This window comes from Tumebacillus algifaecis (assembly GCF_002243515.1).
GTDB classification, from domain to species: domain Bacteria; phylum Bacillota; class Bacilli; order Tumebacillales; family Tumebacillaceae; genus Tumebacillus_A; species Tumebacillus_A algifaecis.
On record NZ_CP022657.1, the window covers coordinates 168,876 to 186,923 of the forward strand.

Here is an 18,048-nt window from a genome sequence, read left to right on the forward strand (position 1 = left end):
ATATGACGTAAGTCCGCCGATCAGTTTGTACGATTTATTGGAATTGGAAAGGTATACGTACTATTCTGATGGATAAGCGAGGACTTCGGCTGTGGTTTGTTTTTTGTTATAGGCTATTCCTTCCACTAAGGTTGAGAGATCAATTTTGTAGGGATATTTACGAATGTCGTCGGTTTCATTTGACACTTTTGCTTCGGCAAGGGTTAAGACGAAACTGCGGACGCGGTCATCTTTCAATTCTAGTAGGGTCCCCAGAGTAGCATTGTCCCTACTACTTTTATAAATCTGAACAAGATCAGATAATCAAATTGCATGTCAATAGTTTGATTAATCGCCACTACCAAATCTGATTTGAGAGGCGATGTGTCACCGCAACCAATACCGATTTACATAGTGCCTTCAGTAAAGCGTTGGCCAGATAGAGGTGTGTGCTTGTTACCGCCACAGTGAGCCGTATCCTCAGCGTAGGATTCGCGATTTGAGCACAGTCAGGTGATGTGATAGAATAAGGCTACACGTAATGCATAGGATAAAAAAAGACCATAGGTGCTGGAACACCTACGGTCGGTTGACACAACTGATACCCCAAAAGGGTGTCGGCTCATATGGGATTCAGAGAATAGATCGCCGAGTCGCCAAACTCAAGGGGCGATCTATTTCTTTTTGTTCTTGATGTCAAACCAATGCTTCATGATCGTTACGACCAGTGATAATGCCGCGACGAGGAACAATCCGAATTGGAGCATGAGTGAAATCACTTCATGAGTTGACATTTCGCTCACCCCCTTTCAGGAGGGGATGAGCCGATCACCCTTGAGGAGCCTATTCAGTTGTGTTGATCGTATTCTAACATAGGAGAATCAACTTCGGAACGGATGCGCTTTAGAAGCGGGTAAAAATTTTATATGTTGCCGATTGTTTGCTGTGACGGCGAACGTTACCCTACGTAAGGGTACTCAAAGTCAGAAACGACACCGTATTTGATAGTAGCTAGATATCAGCAGATTCAGATGATCGTGGTAATTATGTGTTCCCGATTTGCTGAAGGGTTAGATTGATACAAACTTGTTCCTGCGTTTTGGAGATATTCACTTGTCGAATGATAGCAGTGAAAATAAACTAGCAGCGATAAGAGATAGTGCAAGTCCGGTAATGACAGACTGAAACCAAATCACTCTATTTTTGAGGAAAACGGCTGGAAGCGTGGAGATCGTAATTGTTAGGAGAGAATAGAAAAGCAGATTGAGAACAAGGTTTTTTATCCCGCTTGAACTGCTAATGTACAGTACATTGACTGGAGTTTCACCAAACAAGATCGGAAAGCCAATGTATATTGCGATAAAGACAAGTAGAGCAAGCAGAAAAGCAATGACTTGCATTGTACACACCTCCACTTAGAAATAATTCATCTACCAAATATGTAATTGGGCAACCGGATATGCGAAATTTTTGAAAATCATCCTACTCACCAAATTAGTTACTTATCTCAGCAAAATCTTCGATGACCCAATTCCTCCTGCCTCCTAAACTCGATTATAAAGGGTAGAGGCTCCTGATGACATGCTGTCAAAGTATCAACTGACAGAAGAAGAATAATTATAAAATTCGGTAGAGGAAGGGTGCTTGACTACGCTTTTCTCACTGACATCGCGTAAATAACGCTAAGCTCTGGCTTGAAAAACAATAGTATTGGACGTAGTTATCCTTTGACTCTGTACAGTCGGACTACAAGAATAAAGGAGCGAGCAGGAGATGCTGCGATTTCTTTTGAGCTTGGCCTTGGTACTTTTCCACCTCTACGCCTTGTTTTTCAGGGCAGGCGTTCGAAAGAAGGAACGCACAACGCTTACTGTGACTGGTTTGATCGCTTTCTCTCTCTTTTTGGATGCTTCTTACCGATTGGTGGATTAATACTGTATGATAATGACTCTGGACGTATTGGTAGCTCACCTAAGTGAATCAGAATCAGCAAAGTGAAGGAAAGGTGGAGGCACATGAAAATATTGATCGACCAAGTGGGGGACTCGAAAGTTGCGATTGTCGAAAGTGCGGACATCTTGATCGGCAATGCTCAAGATGCCTTGGACTTGATGGCGACCGTGAAATATACGGACGACTGCTATAAAATTTTGATTCCCAAGTCGAACATCACCGAATCGTTTTTCGAGTTATCGACTCGACTTGCCGGGGAGATTTTACAAAAATACACGAATTATCAAGTGAGACTCGCAATTGTGGGTGATTTCGACGAGTATGACAGCAAGAGCCTGCATGCGTTCATCATCGAGTGCAATCGAGGGAAGCAGGTGTTCTTTTTACCAGATGTGCAGACGGCTCTGGATAAATTGCACAGCGTCGCATAACCGATCCCGACAACATCTGCCTGCCCGACCGCAACGGGCGAGCTACGGGAGATCGATTGATAATAAAGTTTGGACCGCACCGAAGCGGTGCAACAGGAAACCCGTAGTTCGCGTTGGCGAGCTACGGGTTTTGTTGTGGCGATCCTCATGACAAGCTAGCGATCGGAGGGAAGTGGTTTGAAACGATCATTAATTTTGCGCAGTAGCTGACCGAAGAGGAGGCGTTCCTCGTCAGACCAACCACTTTTGACAACTGCAAGCGGGGCTTGGCATTAGGTTTGTCAGGCGGGGGAGAGTGTGCTAGTATGTAAGCCGATAAACGGTGCTTTTTATCGTTTTTTGTAGATCATAATCCTAGCTTGCTCTGCTAGTGAAACGGAGCAGGAACGGATCGGATGGAGGTACGAAACGGATGGTAGAGTTGCCAAATTGCCCAGCATGCAATTCAGGATATACGTACGAAGATGGCAGTCTGTACATTTGCCCGGAGTGTGGGAATGAGTGGACGAAAGGGCAGGAATCTGGCCAGCAGGAAGAGACCAAGCTGGTCAAAGATGCGAACGGAAATGTGTTGAACGATGGTGATTCCGTGCTTGTGATCAAGGACCTGAAAGTCAAAGGAAGCTCCTCCGTCCTGAAAATGGGCACAAAAGTAAAAAATATTCGCTTGGTCGATGGCGATCATGATATTGATTGCAAAATCGATGGCTTCGGTGCGATGAAGTTGAAATCGGAATTTGTAAAAAAGGTATAATCCTGCATCTGATGCAACGGCTGTGGCATCATGCAAAGAGGCTAGGAGCTCATAAGCTGTCAGAGCTCCAAGGTTTCTGCTTGTTCTTGGTGCCGAACTGGATCTTGCGTACCAGTTGAAAGAACAGCCTCAGTGTTTAGCAAAAGCAAGCCAGAAGATCACGGATCGTCTGTTGTCAGAGCTCCGACGCTTCTGTCTGCGCTTGGTGCCAAACTGGATCTTGCGTATCAGTTGAAAGAACAGCGTCAGTATTTAGCAAAAGCAAGCCCGAAGATCACGGATCGTTGATCTTCGGGCTTGCTTTTTGGCTTCGTGCGAACCTTGTTCAACGGTGTCTTCAAGGTTTGGCGGCACCGTTTTTGTTCATTTGGAGCATGATTCGCAACTTGATTGTTCAATCGAGGAACAGGGATTTATATATACATGTCGAATTTCAATGTAAACTTTTTGTCGGAATGTAGAGGTGAGAAACGTGTTCCAACCGCCGACTCAAGCTCCGGGCAGTCAAGGTCCTGTATCTGCTCAGCTTCCCATTCGATCGGAACAACAGACGCAAGATGTGACAGACAGAAGGTCCCCGAAGGCGGGCGTTGGTTCACTCTCGGCTGGTCAAATCTTGCAACTTCAAAAGACGGTCGGCAATCGGGCTGTCACTCAGATGTTGAAACAGCAGGTCGCACAACAACAAGAGAAAGACAGCAGTTCGCCTCAAGCCACGGATGAAATGATGGCGACGGGCGGCACAGCGCGATCGCTGCTCGAAGATGAGATACTCGATCTGGGCAGCACGATGTTTACCAACCTCAAGACCGACTATTTGTATCCCCAACTGATCAAAAGCGGGGTCAAATTCTTGGTCGAATCGTTCATGAAAGCGACCGAAACATTTCTCGCGGTCGATTTGAATGACCCAAGCTCTGACGTGAAAAAGGTGTTCACGTTGATGTTGTCGGCGTTGGGGACGTTTCGCCAACTCGTCAATACTTGGATCAACCTCAACCCGAATCTCAAGGCGGGTATCAAATACATCGTCGGCGTCATGATCCATAAATTTGATAGTTATACATCGAAATATTTGACGAAGGAATTTTTGCCGCACTTTGAATCATTCGCTGCAGACGACGTTGAATCGGCGCAATGGGCGCAAGATTTCTTCTATTACTTCAACATTGTCGAGTCCTACGTTGGGTATACCGATATCATCAAGAACACGACCAACATGATGCTCAAATGGTTTGGCTACCAAACGACCGACCAGTCGGAAGCGACGACAGAAACAACGGCGGAAACGGCAGATGCTCAGTCCAGCGCAGCGCCTGCGTCGAAATCGCCAGCGGAAGGAACGTCGATCGATCTCAAACTGATCAAACTCGACCTGCAGAAGCTGACCATCGCGAAAACGGAGGACCAGACTCAGCACAAGGACAAAAAGCTGGGCGGTCTGGACTCGAAAAGCAGCGTGACCGTCCGCCTGTTCGGAAACGAGTACAAGGTGGATGAGATCCATGCGCGCTTAAACTGGAATCTGGAACTGTCGGTGGATGTTTCCTTCCTCGACAAAACGATTGTCGATCACTCCAGCTTCTTGATCTTCGACATCGAAAGGCTGATCTTGAACAAACTCACGGTGGGGAACAAGGGCCTCGACGAACTAGTGGTCAGCATCGGGAAATTCAAGGCAGGCTCCTTGTTGGAAATCGACCAAATCAGCGGCGGTTATCAAAAAGGCAAGGGCTACAAGTTCGGGGTAGGAGCGATGAATCTCCATCTGCCCAGCCCCTTCGATACGTCGATCAAAGCGGGTGCGGAACTCAATCTCGACCCGGACGGAGGTTTCCATTCGTTCGAGGTGAACAATTTCCAAGTTGGGAAATCGCTGTCGATGGAACGAGCCCTGTTGAACAAAGAGTACCTGCACATTCAGGAACTGGTCTTCGATCTTAACAAATACAACATTCCGCTCAAACCGGTCTTGAAAGATTTGCTGGTCACCAAAGACAAAAAGATCAAGTCCCTGCAAGGTGGAGTCAGCGTCCAAGACTTAGAAGTCCTCGAGGGTCTGATCATCAGCGGTGAGGCCACCGTCGGCTACGATGGTGTCTTCTTTATCCAAGTGGCGGGTGCGAAGATCCTCTTGGATCAGAAGTTTGTCAGCGGCTACGGCGCGATCAAAAAATTGCGCTACAACACAGATCGGACCCTGGAAGGGGAGATTGAAGAGCTCGCCTTCTCGGTGGGCGTGTTCTCATTTGCCGCTCAAGATGTGATCATCAACAAGGATGGCAGTCTGTCGATTGCGGAAGCGGGTGTCGTGCTCGGCAAGCAAGATAAAGTCTCGTCGGCAGATCTGGACAAGATGTCGCAAGGTGGCGGCAAGGAAAGCCTGAAGCGTTCGCTCGGCGCGAAGGAGAAATCGAGCAGTTTTAGCTCGCCAGTCTCCGTCCACCTGAAAGCAAAAGGGATCACGATCAAAGACGGTAACGTCGAAGTCCAAGAATATGAGAAATGGATCGGTCCGAGCAAAGTCTACAAGATCAGTCTGTTTGGCGGGGCCATTCAAGGGATGGTCGATCAGGAAGAGGAGAAAGCGCGCATCTATGGGCGCTTCTCGTTCCCGAAAAATCTTGGTTTCTGGCCGATCAAGATCGGCGCGTCGATGCCGATCCCGCCGACTCCGCTGTCCCTGTTTGCTGAAGTCGGGATCGGCGGAGGCTTCACGGCGCAAGTGGCCGGAGAGGTGGCGAAAGATCGGTCGCTGCCAGAGGAATCGGTCTATGACGTAAGGGCGTTGGCCCAGTTGGATGCGTTTCTGAACTTCTCGGTGGGGGCCGGTATCCAGCTCGGTCACGATTTCCTGATCGCGGTGAAGGCGTATCTGCAAGCATCGGCCCAGATCAACGCCTCGACCAGTGCGGAGCTGAGCGGTCGAGTCAGATGGAACCCAGACACTCAGAAACTGGAGCAAGACAAGTCGAAACCGGTACAGCTCGAGTATGAGATCGATGCAGAACTCACCGCAAAAATTGAAGCGCTGCTCGACTTTGTTGCCTTTGTCATCTTCCGGAAGACGCTGTTTTCGAAAACGTTGGGTTCTTGGACGCTCGGCAAATATCACATGTCGGGCGTGGTGGGGGAAAAGAAAGGCAAGTTGACCGATCAAATCGACACCCCGAATCGGAAAGGCTCGGAGGAAGGCACCTTAGGCGGGGCGATTCCAGGTAAAATCAAACTGCCCGAGAAGAAGGTGGTGGACGATCTGGTACAAGGCCACGAGATCATGAAAAACCTCAAAGAGAAGACTAGCGATGAACGCAAGCTGTATCGAGCGGCTCACGATCTGTTGTCGCTGGAAGCAGACTTGGATCAGGAGAAGAGCCAAGAGGTGCAGGAGCGAATTCGTTCGGTGGCCAAAAAACCTGAAAAAGTGGACGGATTGGTGGACAAGGCGCATAAGTATATCAGCAGTCGCAGCGACGGGGAGCGGAAGTCCTATTTGATGACCAAGGAAGAATGGATCGAATACTCCGACCTCGGTAGCAAACGCACCTCGATCACAGTTGTCGATTCCTTGCTGGAAACCTACCACCAAGAAGCAGATCCGAGCAAAAAATTGGAGCTGCTCGAAGAATTGCGCAAACATCTCAACAAATACCTCAAAGAATTTGGCAAAGGTCGCAAACCGATGGTCATGCGGCTTCTGATTGATACGAACAAAGAGGAAGAGCTTTTGAAAAACCTGTCCGTTCCGGCGGCGAGCAGCAGTCTGTGATTTGCACGCGGCAGAGCGATCACAACTCTATAGTGGAATGGAATCGAGAACAGATCACCCGCGAGGTGGTCTGTTTTCGTGTGCGCTCGTTGGTTGCGCAAGCCCTAGTTGGAAAAGTCGTGCACAGGAGCGACGGCGCAACACGGGGCTGGCAATTGTCGTCCCTGCGCATTGAAAGATGCGGCGAAGCGCCGCCTATGCATAGAGACGAGCACGCAAGACGCTGTGACCTGCAGCGTCTTTTGTAATGATGACGACCCGAAGTCGGGTGAGCAGGTCGATGTAAAGAGCACTCGGTGTGAGAGAAATGCTGGCACAAGAGTGTTCTTTTTTGATATGATAATGATAATCATTATCATTAAAACGGAGGATACCGCTATGATTGTGACTGCATCGAATCGAAACAATCAAGAAAGGAAACGGTTGCATGAATTTAGTCAGATGACTGCGAGGCTGTGGGAGGTTGAAATTGTCACGGTAGACAATGCGCTGCACACCGTCCAGCAGTTGACGACATCCTGTACACTTTTAATGCTGTTGAGCGGGGCAGGGACGCTGGAGCGGGATCGGAGTGTCTGTCAAATGCGGCAAGACTCGATCTACTTCTGTCCGCCGGGCAGTACGTTTGGGGTGATCGGCGATCAGCAAGCGGAGTGTTCGCTGCTGGTGGTTCGATTCGGCCTGTTTCAGGTGTCGAATCGAAACAAACAACAGCTGCATGCGGCCAATGTGGAAGGTCTTTTTCCCACAGAAGGTGAGATTCGGAGTGATCGGGCGGGCCATCTGCTCTCCCTGTGCCGCTCGATGTATGAAAATTTCTGCCATCGTGATGTGTTGAAGCGTTGGCGGGCCCAACTCGACTGTCAGGAGTTGCTGTACGAGCTGATGGCGATGGCGCAACGGGAGACCAAAAACGATACGCGCCAAGGGTTGGAACGGTCCAAGGAGTACATCGAAGAGCATTTTCGCGAAGAGCTGACGATCGATCGGCTGGCCGAGATCGCCGGACTCAGCCCGAAGTATTTTGTTGCGCTATTCAAAAAGACGTTTGGCATCAGCGCACTCGACCATTTGACACAGATCAGGATGCGCAAGGCCAAGCAACTGCTGCTCTGTTCGGAACGACTGATGCGCGATGTTGCGCATGAGGTCGGCTATGTGGATGAGTTTTATTTTAGCCGCAAATTTAAGAAGGCGGTCGGCCTGTCGCCATCCGCTTTTATCAAAAAACGAAAATGCAAAGTGGCCGTCTACGGTTCCACCGCGCTGATCGGCTATCTGATGGCGCTGGAGGTGGTTCCTTTTGCCGCCCCCCTGCATCGCAAATGGTCGCGGTATTATTTTGATCTGCTCGGGGCGGACATCCCCGTACACCTCGATGCTTACCGCCAAAATCACAACCGTTCGGCCAACTTGGACAAACTGGCCGCGACTGCGCCCGACCTGATCATCTGCACCTCCGGGCTGGAAGCGTGGGAGAAGCAACGATTGATCGAAATCGCGCCAATCTTTGAAATGCCCGCCGAGAGTGCAGGCTGGCAGCAACAGTTGCGAGCAGTCGCCGCTCGACTCGATGAGCAAGCACAGGCCGAGCGCTGGATCGCGGCGTTTGAGCACAAGACGGCGGCAGTATCTGCGCGGATCGGTCAGCAGTTGCAACAGCATACGATTCTGACGGTGCGCTATCGGGAAGATTGCCTGTACGCCCACTGCAACCGCGGGATGTCCGATGTGCTCTTCGAACGACTGGGGCTGCAATCTCCCTATCCAGCGTTAGATACTCCGTTCGATCTTCCGCTGACGATGGAAGAGTTAGATGCCAGCGGGGCCGATCATCTTTTGCTGCTCGTCTGGCAGGAGTCGGGCACGCTGGACGGATGGAAGAAGTTGCAGCAATCTCCGCAATGGTTGTCTTTGGAGGCGGTGCGGGAGAACAAGCTGAGCTTGATCTCCTCCGAGCCGTGGCGCGAATATTCCCCGATCGCGCTCGATCGGATGCTCGATGATGCAGCCCTGCTGTTTTCGGGAAATTGTCCATAACTTTTCGGCAGATCGTCCATGGTCGGGCGGGAGGAGGATCACTATAATCAATAGTGAGAATCATTATCAATTAGGGATATTGGGCGATGGTTGAAAGGGGCTGCAAAGTCAGAATGAAAAAGATACTCGCAAATTTGGCTCTGATGTTGATGTGTGTGGCTGTGGTGACAGGATGTGGGAGCGACAGTAAAGGAAAAGAAGAGCAGCAGGGCGCACAGACGGAGCAAAAGCAAGAGCAAGCGGAGCCGACTACGAAAGTCGTGAAGTATTTAGATCAGGAATACACGCTTCCAGCAAAAACGGAACGCATCGTCATCACCGGGGCGGTAGAAGCGATGGAAGACTCGATCGTGCTCGACGTCAACCCGGTCGGTGCGATCAGCTTCTCCGGTGCCTTTCCTGACTTGTTCAAACCGATCACCGGGGCTAGCACCTCGACAGGTGAGAAGATGGAACCGAACTTTGAGACGATCTTGTCGCTGAAACCGGATGTCATTCTCGCTTCCTCCAAATTCAAGCCAGAAGTGGTCGAGAAGTTGAAGAAAATTACGGTGACGATTCCGTACTCCCATGTCGCGACCAATTGGGAGGCCAACCTGACGCTGCTCGGGGAGCTGAGCGGCAAGCAAGAGCAGGCGGCCAAGGAGATCGCGAAGTACAAAGCAGATCTGGAAGCTGCCAAAACGAAGCTGAGCAGCAAGTTGAAGGATAAGAAAGTGGTGGCGGTGCGCATCCGCAACGGTCAGATTTACGTGTACCCGGCCGCCGTATTTTTTAACCCGGTGCTGTATGGCGACTTGGGCTTGACGGTGCCGAGCGAAGTTCAGGCGGCGAAGGCGCAGGAGTTGATCTCCATCGAGAAGTTTGCCGAGATGAACCCGGATTACCTGTTCGTGCAGTATTTGGCCGATGAGAACAAAGATACTCCGAATGCGCTGAAAGAAGTGCAGGAAAACCCGATCCTCAAACAAACGAATGCGTTCAAAAATGGCAAAACGTTCGTCAATGTGGTCGATCCGCTGGCACAGGGCGGTACCGCTTACAGCAAGATCGAATTTTTGAAAGCGGCTGTTGAAAATCTTTCCAAATAGTTGAGGGTAAGGCGTGTTGCACATGAAATTCCAATCACGAATGCGGATGTTCGTCATGCTGATCGCGCCGATCGCAGCCCTGCTGCTGGTGGTGGCCTCTATCCTATACGGGGCGAAACAGATCACAGCGACGACCGTGTGGGAGTCGTTGTTCTGGTTCGATGCCAGCAATGTGGATCATCAAATCATCTGGAGTTCGCGCTTGCCGCGAGCAGTAGGCGCGATCTTGATCGGCTGTTTTCTGGCCGTCTCAGGTGCGCTCATGCAGGGGATGACAAGAAATTATCTGGCATCCCCTTCCATGATGGGCGTCTCGGACGGTTCTGTCTTTGTCATCACATTGTTGATGGTGTTCGTGCCAAGCGCGCATTCCACCCAGTTGATTCTGTTTTCGATGCTCGGTTCAGCGCTCGGTGCGGGACTGGTCTTCGGCATCGCGTGGTTGATTCCGAACGGGATGTCTCCGGTGCGCCTCGCCATACTTGGCATCATCATCGGGACGTTTCTGAGCGGGGTGGCCGACGCGGTCGCCACCTATTTTCAGATTTCGCAAAGTGTTAGCTTTTGGTACAATGCGCGGTTGCATCAGATGGACCCCGCTTTGATCAAGCTGTCGATTCCGTTTGCGTTCGTCGGGCTGATGCTGGCCTTGGTCGCCTCCCGATCGCTGTTGGTTCTGTCGTTCGGGGAGGATGTCGCCGCCAGTCTTGGGCAACGCACGTGGATCGTCAAAGCGGTCACGATCTTGGCGGTCGTCATCTTGACCGGAGTATCGGTCGCCTTGGCCGGGAAAATTGCCTTTGTCGGGCTGATCATTCCGCATATCGCCAGGTTTTTAGTTGGTGTCGATCATCGGTGGACCGTTCCTGTTTCGGGCGTGCTAGGTGGCCTGTTTTTGCCGTTGTGCGACATCATCGCCCGCTTTCTCAATCATCCGTTTGAAACACCGATCGGTGTGGTGACCGCCCTGTTCGGCGTTCCTTTCTTCCTGTACTTGATCAAGACGAGAGGAGGCGGGAAGCATGCCTAAGCTATCGAACGCGCGCTTCTGGACCGTCTTGGGGTCGAGTCTTGTGCTGATTGTGATCGTCGCTTATCTCAGCGTGACGAACGGTACATTCGATCTGTCGGTCCTCGATGTGTGCAAAACGCTGTTGCGCATCGACCCGCTTCCAGAGCACGATCTGGTCGTCTTCGAATTTCGCTTGCCGCGCCTTGTGCTCGGGGCGTTGATCGGCTGTGCGCTCGGAACGGCCGGAGCGGTGATTCAGGGCGTGACGCGCAACGGGCTGGCAGACCCTGGCATCCTTGGCATCAACGCCGGAGCGGGCATGGCTGTCGTTTTGTTCATGTTTCTGTTCCAAGGGGTGCTTAGCACGACCAGTTGGTGGTCTGTGCTCTCGATGCCATTGTTTGGGCTGATCGGCGGGTTGATCGCGACGGCTGTCATCTATCTGTTCGCCACGCAGAACGGGCGGCTGGACGCACAGCGCCTCATTTTGGTCGGCATCGCGATCGCTTCAGGATTCGGGGCGATCACGATGTATCTTTCGCTGAAGATGAATCCGCGGGACTTCGAGATGGCTGTCGTCTGGCTTTCGGGCAGCATTCACAGCGCCAACTGGAAATTTGTTGTCATGATGTTGCCGTGGTTTCTGCTGGTGCCTGTGATCTGGTTTCGCTCGCACATCCTGGATCTGTTTCAAATGGAACGGGACAGCGTGCGCGGGTTGGGCGTGTCTGTGGAACGCGAGACCAACATCCTGCTGCTTTGCAGCATCGGTCTGGTCAGCGCGAGCGTTGCTGTCTCAGGCAGTATCGGCTTCGTCGGTCTGATCGCACCGCACCTAGCCCGACGTTTGATCGGCTGGCAACATCGCCAAATCATTCCGATCAGCGGTGTCATCGGCATGGCGATCGTCATGTCGGGCGACTTGATCGGTCGATCGGTGTTCGCACCTGCGGAGTTGGCGGTGGGGATTGTCATCTCGATCATCGGCGTTCCCTACTATGTCTATCTGCTGATGCGGACGAAGAAGTGAGAGGCGAAGAGGAGGATCTATGAAACGATTTCGGACAATGACAGTGCAAGGTCGGGAGGTCCTCGTCTATCTACCTCCCTCCTATGCTGATACAGAGCAACGCTACCCTGTCGCCTACATACACGATCGTGGGGAGCTGTTCACCCAATCGATCAATTATCTGGAGCATCTCTTTTTGCAAAAGGAACTGCCCGAACTGATCTTGGTCGGGATCACCCCGCATCACCGCCAGGAAGACTACACTCCTTGGCCCGCTCAGTCGTTGGATGAGGCGGCCCCACCTTTTCGCGGGAAGGGACGGGACTACGTGGATGAGATCGCCGATGTGCTCAAGCCCTGCATCGATGAACAGTATCGCACCAGACCGGAGGCGGAGCAAACGGCGATCGCAGGTGCCTCACTCGGCGGATTGATCTCGCTGTTCGCTGGGTACTGGCGGCCCGAGACGTTCGGGCGGATCGGGCTTTTGTCCGCATCCTTTTGGTATCAAGGTGTACTTCCCTACATGCGGGAACAGGAGGCGCTTGCGCCGCACCTGCGCGTCTTCCTGTCGGTCGGAAGCTGTGAAGGGATGTACAAACAGAACGCGCAACAGGAGATGGTGCAAAATACGCGGGAGGCGCACGACCTGTTGCTTGCCAAAGGTTTCCCCGCCGAACAGCTGCACATGAAGGTCGAGCCAGGCGGCACGCACGATGCGCTGTTTATGCTCCAACAATTTCCCGATGCACTGCGCTGGCTGTTCGCTCCCCCCACAAGGAAGTCAGGCGAGCGACTTGGCACAGACGAAGGGGCCATCGCGCTTGGCGCGTACCGCTTGCCACGCACGACCCAATGGGTGATGCGTGCCAAACGCACAGGTCGTGAATACAGAATCTTCATCGCCGTGCCGAGCACACCACCGCCTGCACAGGGATACCCCGTAGTCTATGCGCTAGATGGCAATGCCTCGTTCGGGTCGCTTACCGAGGCGATGCGGTTGCAGTCGCGCAGGCAGCATGGTGTGACGCCAGCTGTCATCGTCAGCATTGGCTACGACTCCGAAGAGGCGATCGTCACCGACCAGCGCTTCTATGACTATACGGTGCAGGCCGACCCTTCCGAACTGCCCACGCATCCGGGCGGAGCTGCTTGGCCGACCACGGGCGGCGCTGAACAGTTTCTGGCCTTCATCGAAGAAGAATTGAAGCCGGAAGTGGCGCGGCAGTATCCGATCAACAACGAGCAACAAGCACTTTTTGGTCACTCGTTGGGCGGTTTTTTCACGCTCTATACGCTGTTCACCAAGCCCGAGTCCTTTCAGCACTTTATCGCCGGAAGCCCATCGGTCTGGTGGAAGGAGCACACCTTGTTGCAGATGTGGCCCGATTTGGAAAAGCGCCTGCAGCAGGGAGCGGTGCAGACTCGTCTCTTGCTCGCGATCGGCTCGGAAGAAAAGCCTTCGATGGTCGAAGATACAAAGCGGCTCTATCGTCTGCTCTCCCCGTATCAGAACAGGGGGTTGTGCGTGGAGTTGCAGATCTGTCAGGGGGAGGGCCATGTATCGGTGATCCCTCCGCTGATCAGTCATATGTTTCGCTTCCTCTCTCCCAAGCAGAGTTGAGACATTCGGTTTGGGCGGGCCATTAGATACGCGAAGCGTCCGCTTGAAGCGGCCAGAAACTATATGGTAGAATCATCAAGTAGAACATGAAGCAAACATCTAGGAACTGCGATGCCTACCGCTTGCAGTTCTTGGCATATTTGATACCCACAGAGGGTATCAGCGATAAGGTTGCAAGAAAAGACCTCCTAGCTGACGATGTTCAGGGAGGTCTACTTCTTTTTATAAAAAGGCATTTTGCCTGATCGAATCTTTTTTGTATGATAGAGGTAACTTATCAAATCATGACAATGACGAAAGGTTGTAGGTATCGTGGATCATGCATCGAGCACCTCCGATTTTATTCGGGACATTATTAAAGAGGATCTGCACGAGGGTAAGGTCAATCAGGTCGTGACCCGCTTTCCGCCGGAGCCAAATGGATATTTGCATATCGGCCATGCCAAAGCGATCTGTATCAATTTTGAAATCGCCAAGGATTTTAACGGCAAAACCAACCTGCGTTTTGATGACACGAATCCGGTGAAAGAGGATGTCGCGTACGTCAATGCGATCAAAGCGGATGTGGAATGGCTCGGCTTTAAGTGGGATGAGCTGCGTTTTGCTTCTGACTATTTTGAGGAAATGTATGATCGTGCCGTACTGTTGATCAAAAAAGGGGCCGCCTTTGTCGATGATCTGTCGGCCGAAGAGATTCGTCAAACGCGTGGCTCCTTGACCGAACCGGGCCAAAACAGCCCGTTCCGCGATCGTACGGTCGCGGAAAATCTGGACCTGTTCGATCGGATGCGCAAAGGCGAATTCAAAGATGGTGAAAAAGTGTTGCGCGCCAAGATCGACATGTCTTCCCCAAACATCAATTTGCGCGATCCGGTCATCTACCGCATTTCACATGCGATTCACCACAATACGGGCGACAAGTGGTGCATCTACCCGATGTACGCATTCGCCCATCCGCTCGAAGATGCGATCGAGGGAGTGTCGCACTCGCTGTGCTCGCTGGAGTTTCGGGATCAACGTCCGCTGTACGACTGGGTGGTCCGCGAGTGCGAGATGCCGCACACCCCGCACCAATACGAATTTGGCCGCTTGAACCTCACCGATACGGTGATGAGCAAGCGCTTTTTGAAAAAGTTGGTCGATGAAGGAACGGTAGACGGCTGGGATGACCCGCGGATGCCGACGATCTCCGGATTGCGCAGACGTGGCTTTACGGCGGAGGCGATCCGCAAGTTCGTGCGCGAGCTGGGCGTGACGCTTGGCGGCGGTGAAGTGGACTACAAGATGCTCGAACACTACATCCGCGAAGATCTCAAACTCAAATCGCCGCGCACGATGGGTGTGATCCGCCCGCTGAAAGTGGTGATCACCAATTACCCGGAAGACCAAGTGGAGATGCTGGATGCGGAAGTGAATCCGGAAGTGCCGGAGATGGGCACGAAGCAGATTCCCTTTTCCCGTGAAATCTACATTGAGCAAGATGACTTCATGGAAGTGCCGCCTGCCAAGTATTTTCGATTGTTCCCCGGCAATGAAGTCCGCTTGAAAAACGCCTATTTCATCAAATGTAACGATGTGGTGAAGGATGAAAACGGCCAAGTGGTAGAACTGCACTGCACCTATGATCCGGAGACGAAGAGCGGCAGTGGCTTCACAGGTCGCAAAGTAAAAGGTACGATCCATTGGGTCGATGCGAAAAGCGCTGTGCCTGCAGAGTTTCGTTTGTACCAACCGCTGCTGACCGAGGAGAAGGAGGAAGGCAGTGACCTGATCGAACGGATGAATCCGAACTCGCTTGAAGTGGTGCAAGGCTATGTAGAAGCTGCCTTGCAAGCAGCAGAGCCGCAAGACAAGTTCCAATTCTTCCGTCATGGCTACTTCAACGTGGACCCGAAGAACAGCACGCCCGATCGTAAAGTGTTCAATCTGATCGTTTCCTTGAAAAGTTCGTTTCAAGTTAAATAAGGATCACGAGTAGACCTCCTTGGGTGTCAGGCCCCGTGGAGGTCTTTTTTTTTGCCTGAGCCAGTTCTTTTAGGCGGTGTGGCGCAAGCGTGCTCCGCTAGGTAGTGGTGAACGAATGCAAACGGGGTCAATTTGCTCCCTTTTTTCTGCACCGGTTGTGTGTTGACATACCTAGATAGGGTATATACTATGAGAGCAAGGGAGGGATCGCGGATGGAACCTAAAGATGTGCGCGAGACGCAAACGAACGGGCCAAGCTGTCATGATGAAGGGGAGAGAAAGAGCCATCATTCTGATAAGATGAAGGGGAATCTGGTGACTCGCTTGAACCGAATCGAAGGACAGATTCGGGGATTAAAAGGGATGATCGAAAAGGATACGTATTGTGACGACGTGTTAAATCAGATCGCCGCCGTTCAGTCTGCGTTGAACAGTGTGGGCAAGCTGCTGTTGGAAGGCCATATGCGCAGCTGCGTGCTGGAGCGCATCGGTGAAGGTGACCATGAAGTGATCGATGAACTTCTGGTTACGATTAACAAGTTGATTAAGTAAGGCTGGAAACGCCACAATCGAGACAAACAACGCAAACAAATGTGCCACTACGCACATTTGTTTTTTAATCTTGACTCGAATAGGGTAGGGGGGTACACTATTATCATTCCATAAAATGGCGAAACAGACAAGACGAGGGAGGCCAAAAAATGGGTGGTAAAAAGCGAGTTGGAGCGATGATGCTGGTGGCTGGACTGTTGTTCTTGATAGGCTGTGGTTCTGGAGATCAAGGAGCTGAGAAGCAGTCAGGGCACAGTGGCCACGGCGAGTCACACGGGAGCGAACAGCACAGCAACCATGATGCGTCCACGAAAGCGGTCTGGGCTCCGGAGCAAGCGCAAGCGGGTGCGGAGACTGCGATCCGTGTGCACATTCAGGATGAAGCGGGGAGCGCAGTAGAAAAATTTGACGTGAGCCATGAGAAACTGATGCATCTGATCGTTGTCAGCAAGGATTTGGCTTACTTTGATCATCTTCACCCTAAGTATCTAGGCGGAGGTGACTTCGAAGTAACAACTACTTTTCCAAGCGGCGGCGCGTATAAGTTGATTGCTGACTATGTCCCGTCTGGAGCTAGCAAAAGCACACAAACGTCTTGGCTCAATGTCGAGGGTGGTGGTGCGACCTCCGTCCCCTTGCGCGTCGATCCTACCAACTCGAAGGTCATCGATGGGGTGAAGGTCGCACTCAATTTCGAGCAGGTGAAAGCAGGCCGTGATACCAAGTTGAGTTTTGTGTTCTCCAACGCGGCAACCCAAGCACCGATTAACGATCTCGAACCCTACTTGGGAGCTGTAGGTCATGTGGTCATTCTCAGTGCTGGGACGGATCACTATCTTCATGTGCACCCGGTGGATGAGCAGGCGCAGGGGCCGGAAGCTGCGTTTATGACAAACTTCCCAGTCCAAGGGATCTATAAAATCTGGGGTCAATTTCAACGCGGGGGAAAGGTGTTTACCGTTCCGTTTGTGGTTGAGGTGCAGGAGTAGATTGCCCGGGTACGGTCGGACGTGCGTATTCAAGCGGGGTCTTGCCGATGATCATTTTGAAGTCTTTGTTGAAGTGAGATTGGTCATAATAGCCGAGTGCCAGCGAAAGTTGCAGCAAATCGGGGCGGTGATCGCGCTCGATCATGGCGGCAGCATTTTGAAGTCGATAGAGTTTGATCACCCATTTGGGGCTGACTCCAACGTACTGTTCGAACAGGCGTTGGAGTTTTCTTTTGTTGATGGCAAGCGCGTCGCAGAGCTGGTCGACCTTCGTGATTTCGTGGTTGTGAATGATGCGATCGATGACCCGATCGATCTGCAGGATCGTCGCATCCTGTTTCGGCAACTTGTGGCGGATGAAAGCGCTGGCCAGTTCGACCATCTTTTCCTCCTCCGTTTCGGTGAGGATCGCTTGTTCCAGCGCGCACGCATCGACCGCAAACACATCGCTGATGTTCAGCGGCTGCTTGGAAAGTTCCGCTACTGAGCGCTGGAGAAAGGGGTAGAAACCGCCCGGTTTGAATTTCACACCGAACACGCATCCTATTCCTTGCAACTGATAGGAAAACTTCTGCTTCGCGGGGCCGAAGATTCCCGATTTACCGTGCTCGATCACCAGATTGACACAGGGGTTGGGGACGACATGTTGCCAAAAGGGCTCCTGATCGGTCAAATCCCAACTGACGATCCAGAAATGCTTGATGAAAAAACGGAGGTCTTCGGCAGGCGGGTAGCGATGCAACCGGAACCTGTTGTTTTTCTCGCTGTCGTACAGTTTTAGAACTCCCATGCTCGGTTTGGGTTCCAATAAACTCATGCAGGATGGCTCCTTGTCGCGTTTTTACGATACTTTTATCAAAATAATGGATAGTATGATAGT

15 protein-coding genes are annotated in these 18,048 nt (G+C 51.8%); 11 read left to right on the forward strand and 4 right to left on the reverse strand.

The genetic code is table 11. The features are described from left to right. Positions 1-60 precede the first annotated feature (60 nt). The 3 genes from CIG75_RS20505 to CIG75_RS00910 form a co-directional block, all read right to left on the reverse strand. Entirely contained in the window at positions 61-237 is a 177-nt protein-coding gene (locus CIG75_RS20505; protein WP_157729311.1) for a hypothetical protein, read from the reverse strand. Between the two features lie 416 nt (positions 238-653). Beyond that, positions 654-773 carry a putative holin-like toxin gene (locus CIG75_RS21070; protein WP_227874313.1) on the reverse strand — a complete coding sequence of 40 codons (120 nt, stop codon included), beginning with the start codon at positions 771-773 and terminating at the stop codon, positions 654-656. A gap of 315 nt (positions 774-1,088) precedes the next feature. After that, entirely contained in the window at positions 1,089-1,379 is a 291-nt protein-coding gene (locus CIG75_RS00910; protein ID WP_094234935.1) for a hypothetical protein, read from the reverse strand. A gap of 615 nt (positions 1,380-1,994) precedes the next feature. On the opposite strand from CIG75_RS00910, the gene CIG75_RS00915 reads away from it, so the two are divergent. From CIG75_RS00915 to CIG75_RS00965, 11 genes are all read left to right on the forward strand, one after another. Continuing rightward, the gene (locus CIG75_RS00915; protein ID WP_094234936.1) at positions 1,995-2,363 is read left to right on the forward strand and encodes a DUF4180 domain-containing protein; all 369 of its coding nucleotides are present in this window, start codon (positions 1,995-1,997) and stop codon (positions 2,361-2,363) included. Between the two features lie 412 nt (positions 2,364-2,775). After that, positions 2,776-3,117 carry a zinc ribbon domain-containing protein YjdM gene (locus CIG75_RS00920; RefSeq protein WP_094234937.1) on the forward strand — a complete coding sequence of 114 codons (342 nt, stop codon included), beginning with the start codon at positions 2,776-2,778 and terminating at the stop codon, positions 3,115-3,117. A gap of 472 nt (positions 3,118-3,589) precedes the next feature. Further along, positions 3,590-6,886 carry a hypothetical protein gene (locus tag CIG75_RS00925; RefSeq protein ID WP_094234938.1) on the forward strand — a complete coding sequence of 1,099 codons (3,297 nt, stop codon included), beginning with the start codon at positions 3,590-3,592 and terminating at the stop codon, positions 6,884-6,886. A gap of 378 nt (positions 6,887-7,264) precedes the next feature. Continuing rightward, positions 7,265-8,926 carry an ABC transporter substrate-binding protein gene (locus tag CIG75_RS00930; RefSeq protein WP_172844386.1) on the forward strand — a complete coding sequence of 554 codons (1,662 nt, stop codon included), beginning with the start codon at positions 7,265-7,267 and terminating at the stop codon, positions 8,924-8,926. A gap of 113 nt (positions 8,927-9,039) precedes the next feature. Then, positions 9,040-10,017 carry an ABC transporter substrate-binding protein gene (locus CIG75_RS00935; protein ID WP_094234940.1) on the forward strand — a complete coding sequence of 326 codons (978 nt, stop codon included), beginning with the start codon at positions 9,040-9,042 and terminating at the stop codon, positions 10,015-10,017. Positions 10,018-10,039: 22 nt separating this feature from the next. Continuing rightward, positions 10,040-11,047 (forward strand): FecCD family ABC transporter permease, encoded by a 1,008-nt coding sequence (locus CIG75_RS00940; RefSeq protein WP_094238280.1) that lies wholly within the window; start codon positions 10,040-10,042, stop codon positions 11,045-11,047. Further along, positions 11,040-12,059 carry a FecCD family ABC transporter permease gene (locus CIG75_RS00945; protein WP_094234941.1) on the forward strand — a complete coding sequence of 340 codons (1,020 nt, stop codon included), beginning with the start codon at positions 11,040-11,042 and terminating at the stop codon, positions 12,057-12,059. Before CIG75_RS00940 ends, CIG75_RS00945 begins: the two co-directional genes overlap by 8 nt. A gap of 19 nt (positions 12,060-12,078) precedes the next feature. Then, positions 12,079-13,662: an alpha/beta hydrolase gene (locus CIG75_RS00950; RefSeq protein WP_094234942.1), complete on the forward strand. Its 1,584-nt coding sequence runs from the start codon at positions 12,079-12,081 to the stop codon at positions 13,660-13,662. 312 nt (positions 13,663-13,974) lie between these two features. Further along, positions 13,975-15,627, forward strand: coding sequence for a glutamine--tRNA ligase/YqeY domain fusion protein (locus CIG75_RS00955; protein ID WP_094234943.1), 1,653 nt, complete (start codon positions 13,975-13,977; stop codon positions 15,625-15,627). Positions 15,628-15,840: 213 nt separating this feature from the next. Continuing rightward, positions 15,841-16,179 (forward strand): metal-sensitive transcriptional regulator, encoded by a 339-nt coding sequence (locus CIG75_RS00960; RefSeq protein WP_094234944.1) that lies wholly within the window; start codon positions 15,841-15,843, stop codon positions 16,177-16,179. Between the two features lie 149 nt (positions 16,180-16,328). Continuing rightward, a complete protein-coding gene (locus CIG75_RS00965; protein WP_094234945.1) occupies positions 16,329-17,168 on the forward strand; it encodes a hypothetical protein in 840 nt (279 codons plus the stop codon). Here the strand turns inward: CIG75_RS00965 and CIG75_RS00970 are convergent. Continuing rightward, positions 17,134-17,985 carry an AraC family transcriptional regulator gene (locus CIG75_RS00970; protein WP_094234946.1) on the reverse strand — a complete coding sequence of 284 codons (852 nt, stop codon included), beginning with the start codon at positions 17,983-17,985 and terminating at the stop codon, positions 17,134-17,136. The genes CIG75_RS00965 and CIG75_RS00970 overlap by 35 nt on opposite strands. Between the last annotated feature and the right edge of the window lie 63 nt (positions 17,986-18,048).

Bases quoted from the DNA above. Each gene is read 5' to 3' on its own strand.
- CIG75_RS21070 (WP_227874313.1), bottom strand. From the start codon at position 773: ATGTCAACTCATGAAGTGATTTCACTCATGCTCCAATTCGGATTGTTC.
- CIG75_RS00910 (WP_094234935.1), bottom strand. From the start codon at position 1,379: ATGCAAGTCATTGCTTTTCTGCTTGCTCTACTTGTCTTTATCGCAATA.
- CIG75_RS00915 (WP_094234936.1), top strand. From the start codon at position 1,995: ATGAAAATATTGATCGACCAAGTGGGGGACTCGAAAGTTGCGATTGTC.
- CIG75_RS00920 (WP_094234937.1), top strand. From the start codon at position 2,776: ATGGTAGAGTTGCCAAATTGCCCAGCATGCAATTCAGGATATACGTAC.
- CIG75_RS00930 (WP_172844386.1), top strand. From the start codon at position 7,265: ATGATTGTGACTGCATCGAATCGAAACAATCAAGAAAGGAAACGGTTG.
- CIG75_RS00935 (WP_094234940.1), top strand. From the start codon at position 9,040: ATGAAAAAGATACTCGCAAATTTGGCTCTGATGTTGATGTGTGTGGCT.
- CIG75_RS00940 (WP_094238280.1), top strand. From the start codon at position 10,040: ATGAAATTCCAATCACGAATGCGGATGTTCGTCATGCTGATCGCGCCG.
- CIG75_RS00945 (WP_094234941.1), top strand. From the start codon at position 11,040: ATGCCTAAGCTATCGAACGCGCGCTTCTGGACCGTCTTGGGGTCGAGT.
- CIG75_RS00950 (WP_094234942.1), top strand. From the start codon at position 12,079: ATGAAACGATTTCGGACAATGACAGTGCAAGGTCGGGAGGTCCTCGTC.
- CIG75_RS00960 (WP_094234944.1), top strand. From the start codon at position 15,841: ATGGAACCTAAAGATGTGCGCGAGACGCAAACGAACGGGCCAAGCTGT.
- CIG75_RS00965 (WP_094234945.1), top strand. From the start codon at position 16,329: ATGGGTGGTAAAAAGCGAGTTGGAGCGATGATGCTGGTGGCTGGACTG.
- CIG75_RS00970 (WP_094234946.1), bottom strand. From the start codon at position 17,985: ATGAGTTTATTGGAACCCAAACCGAGCATGGGAGTTCTAAAACTGTAC.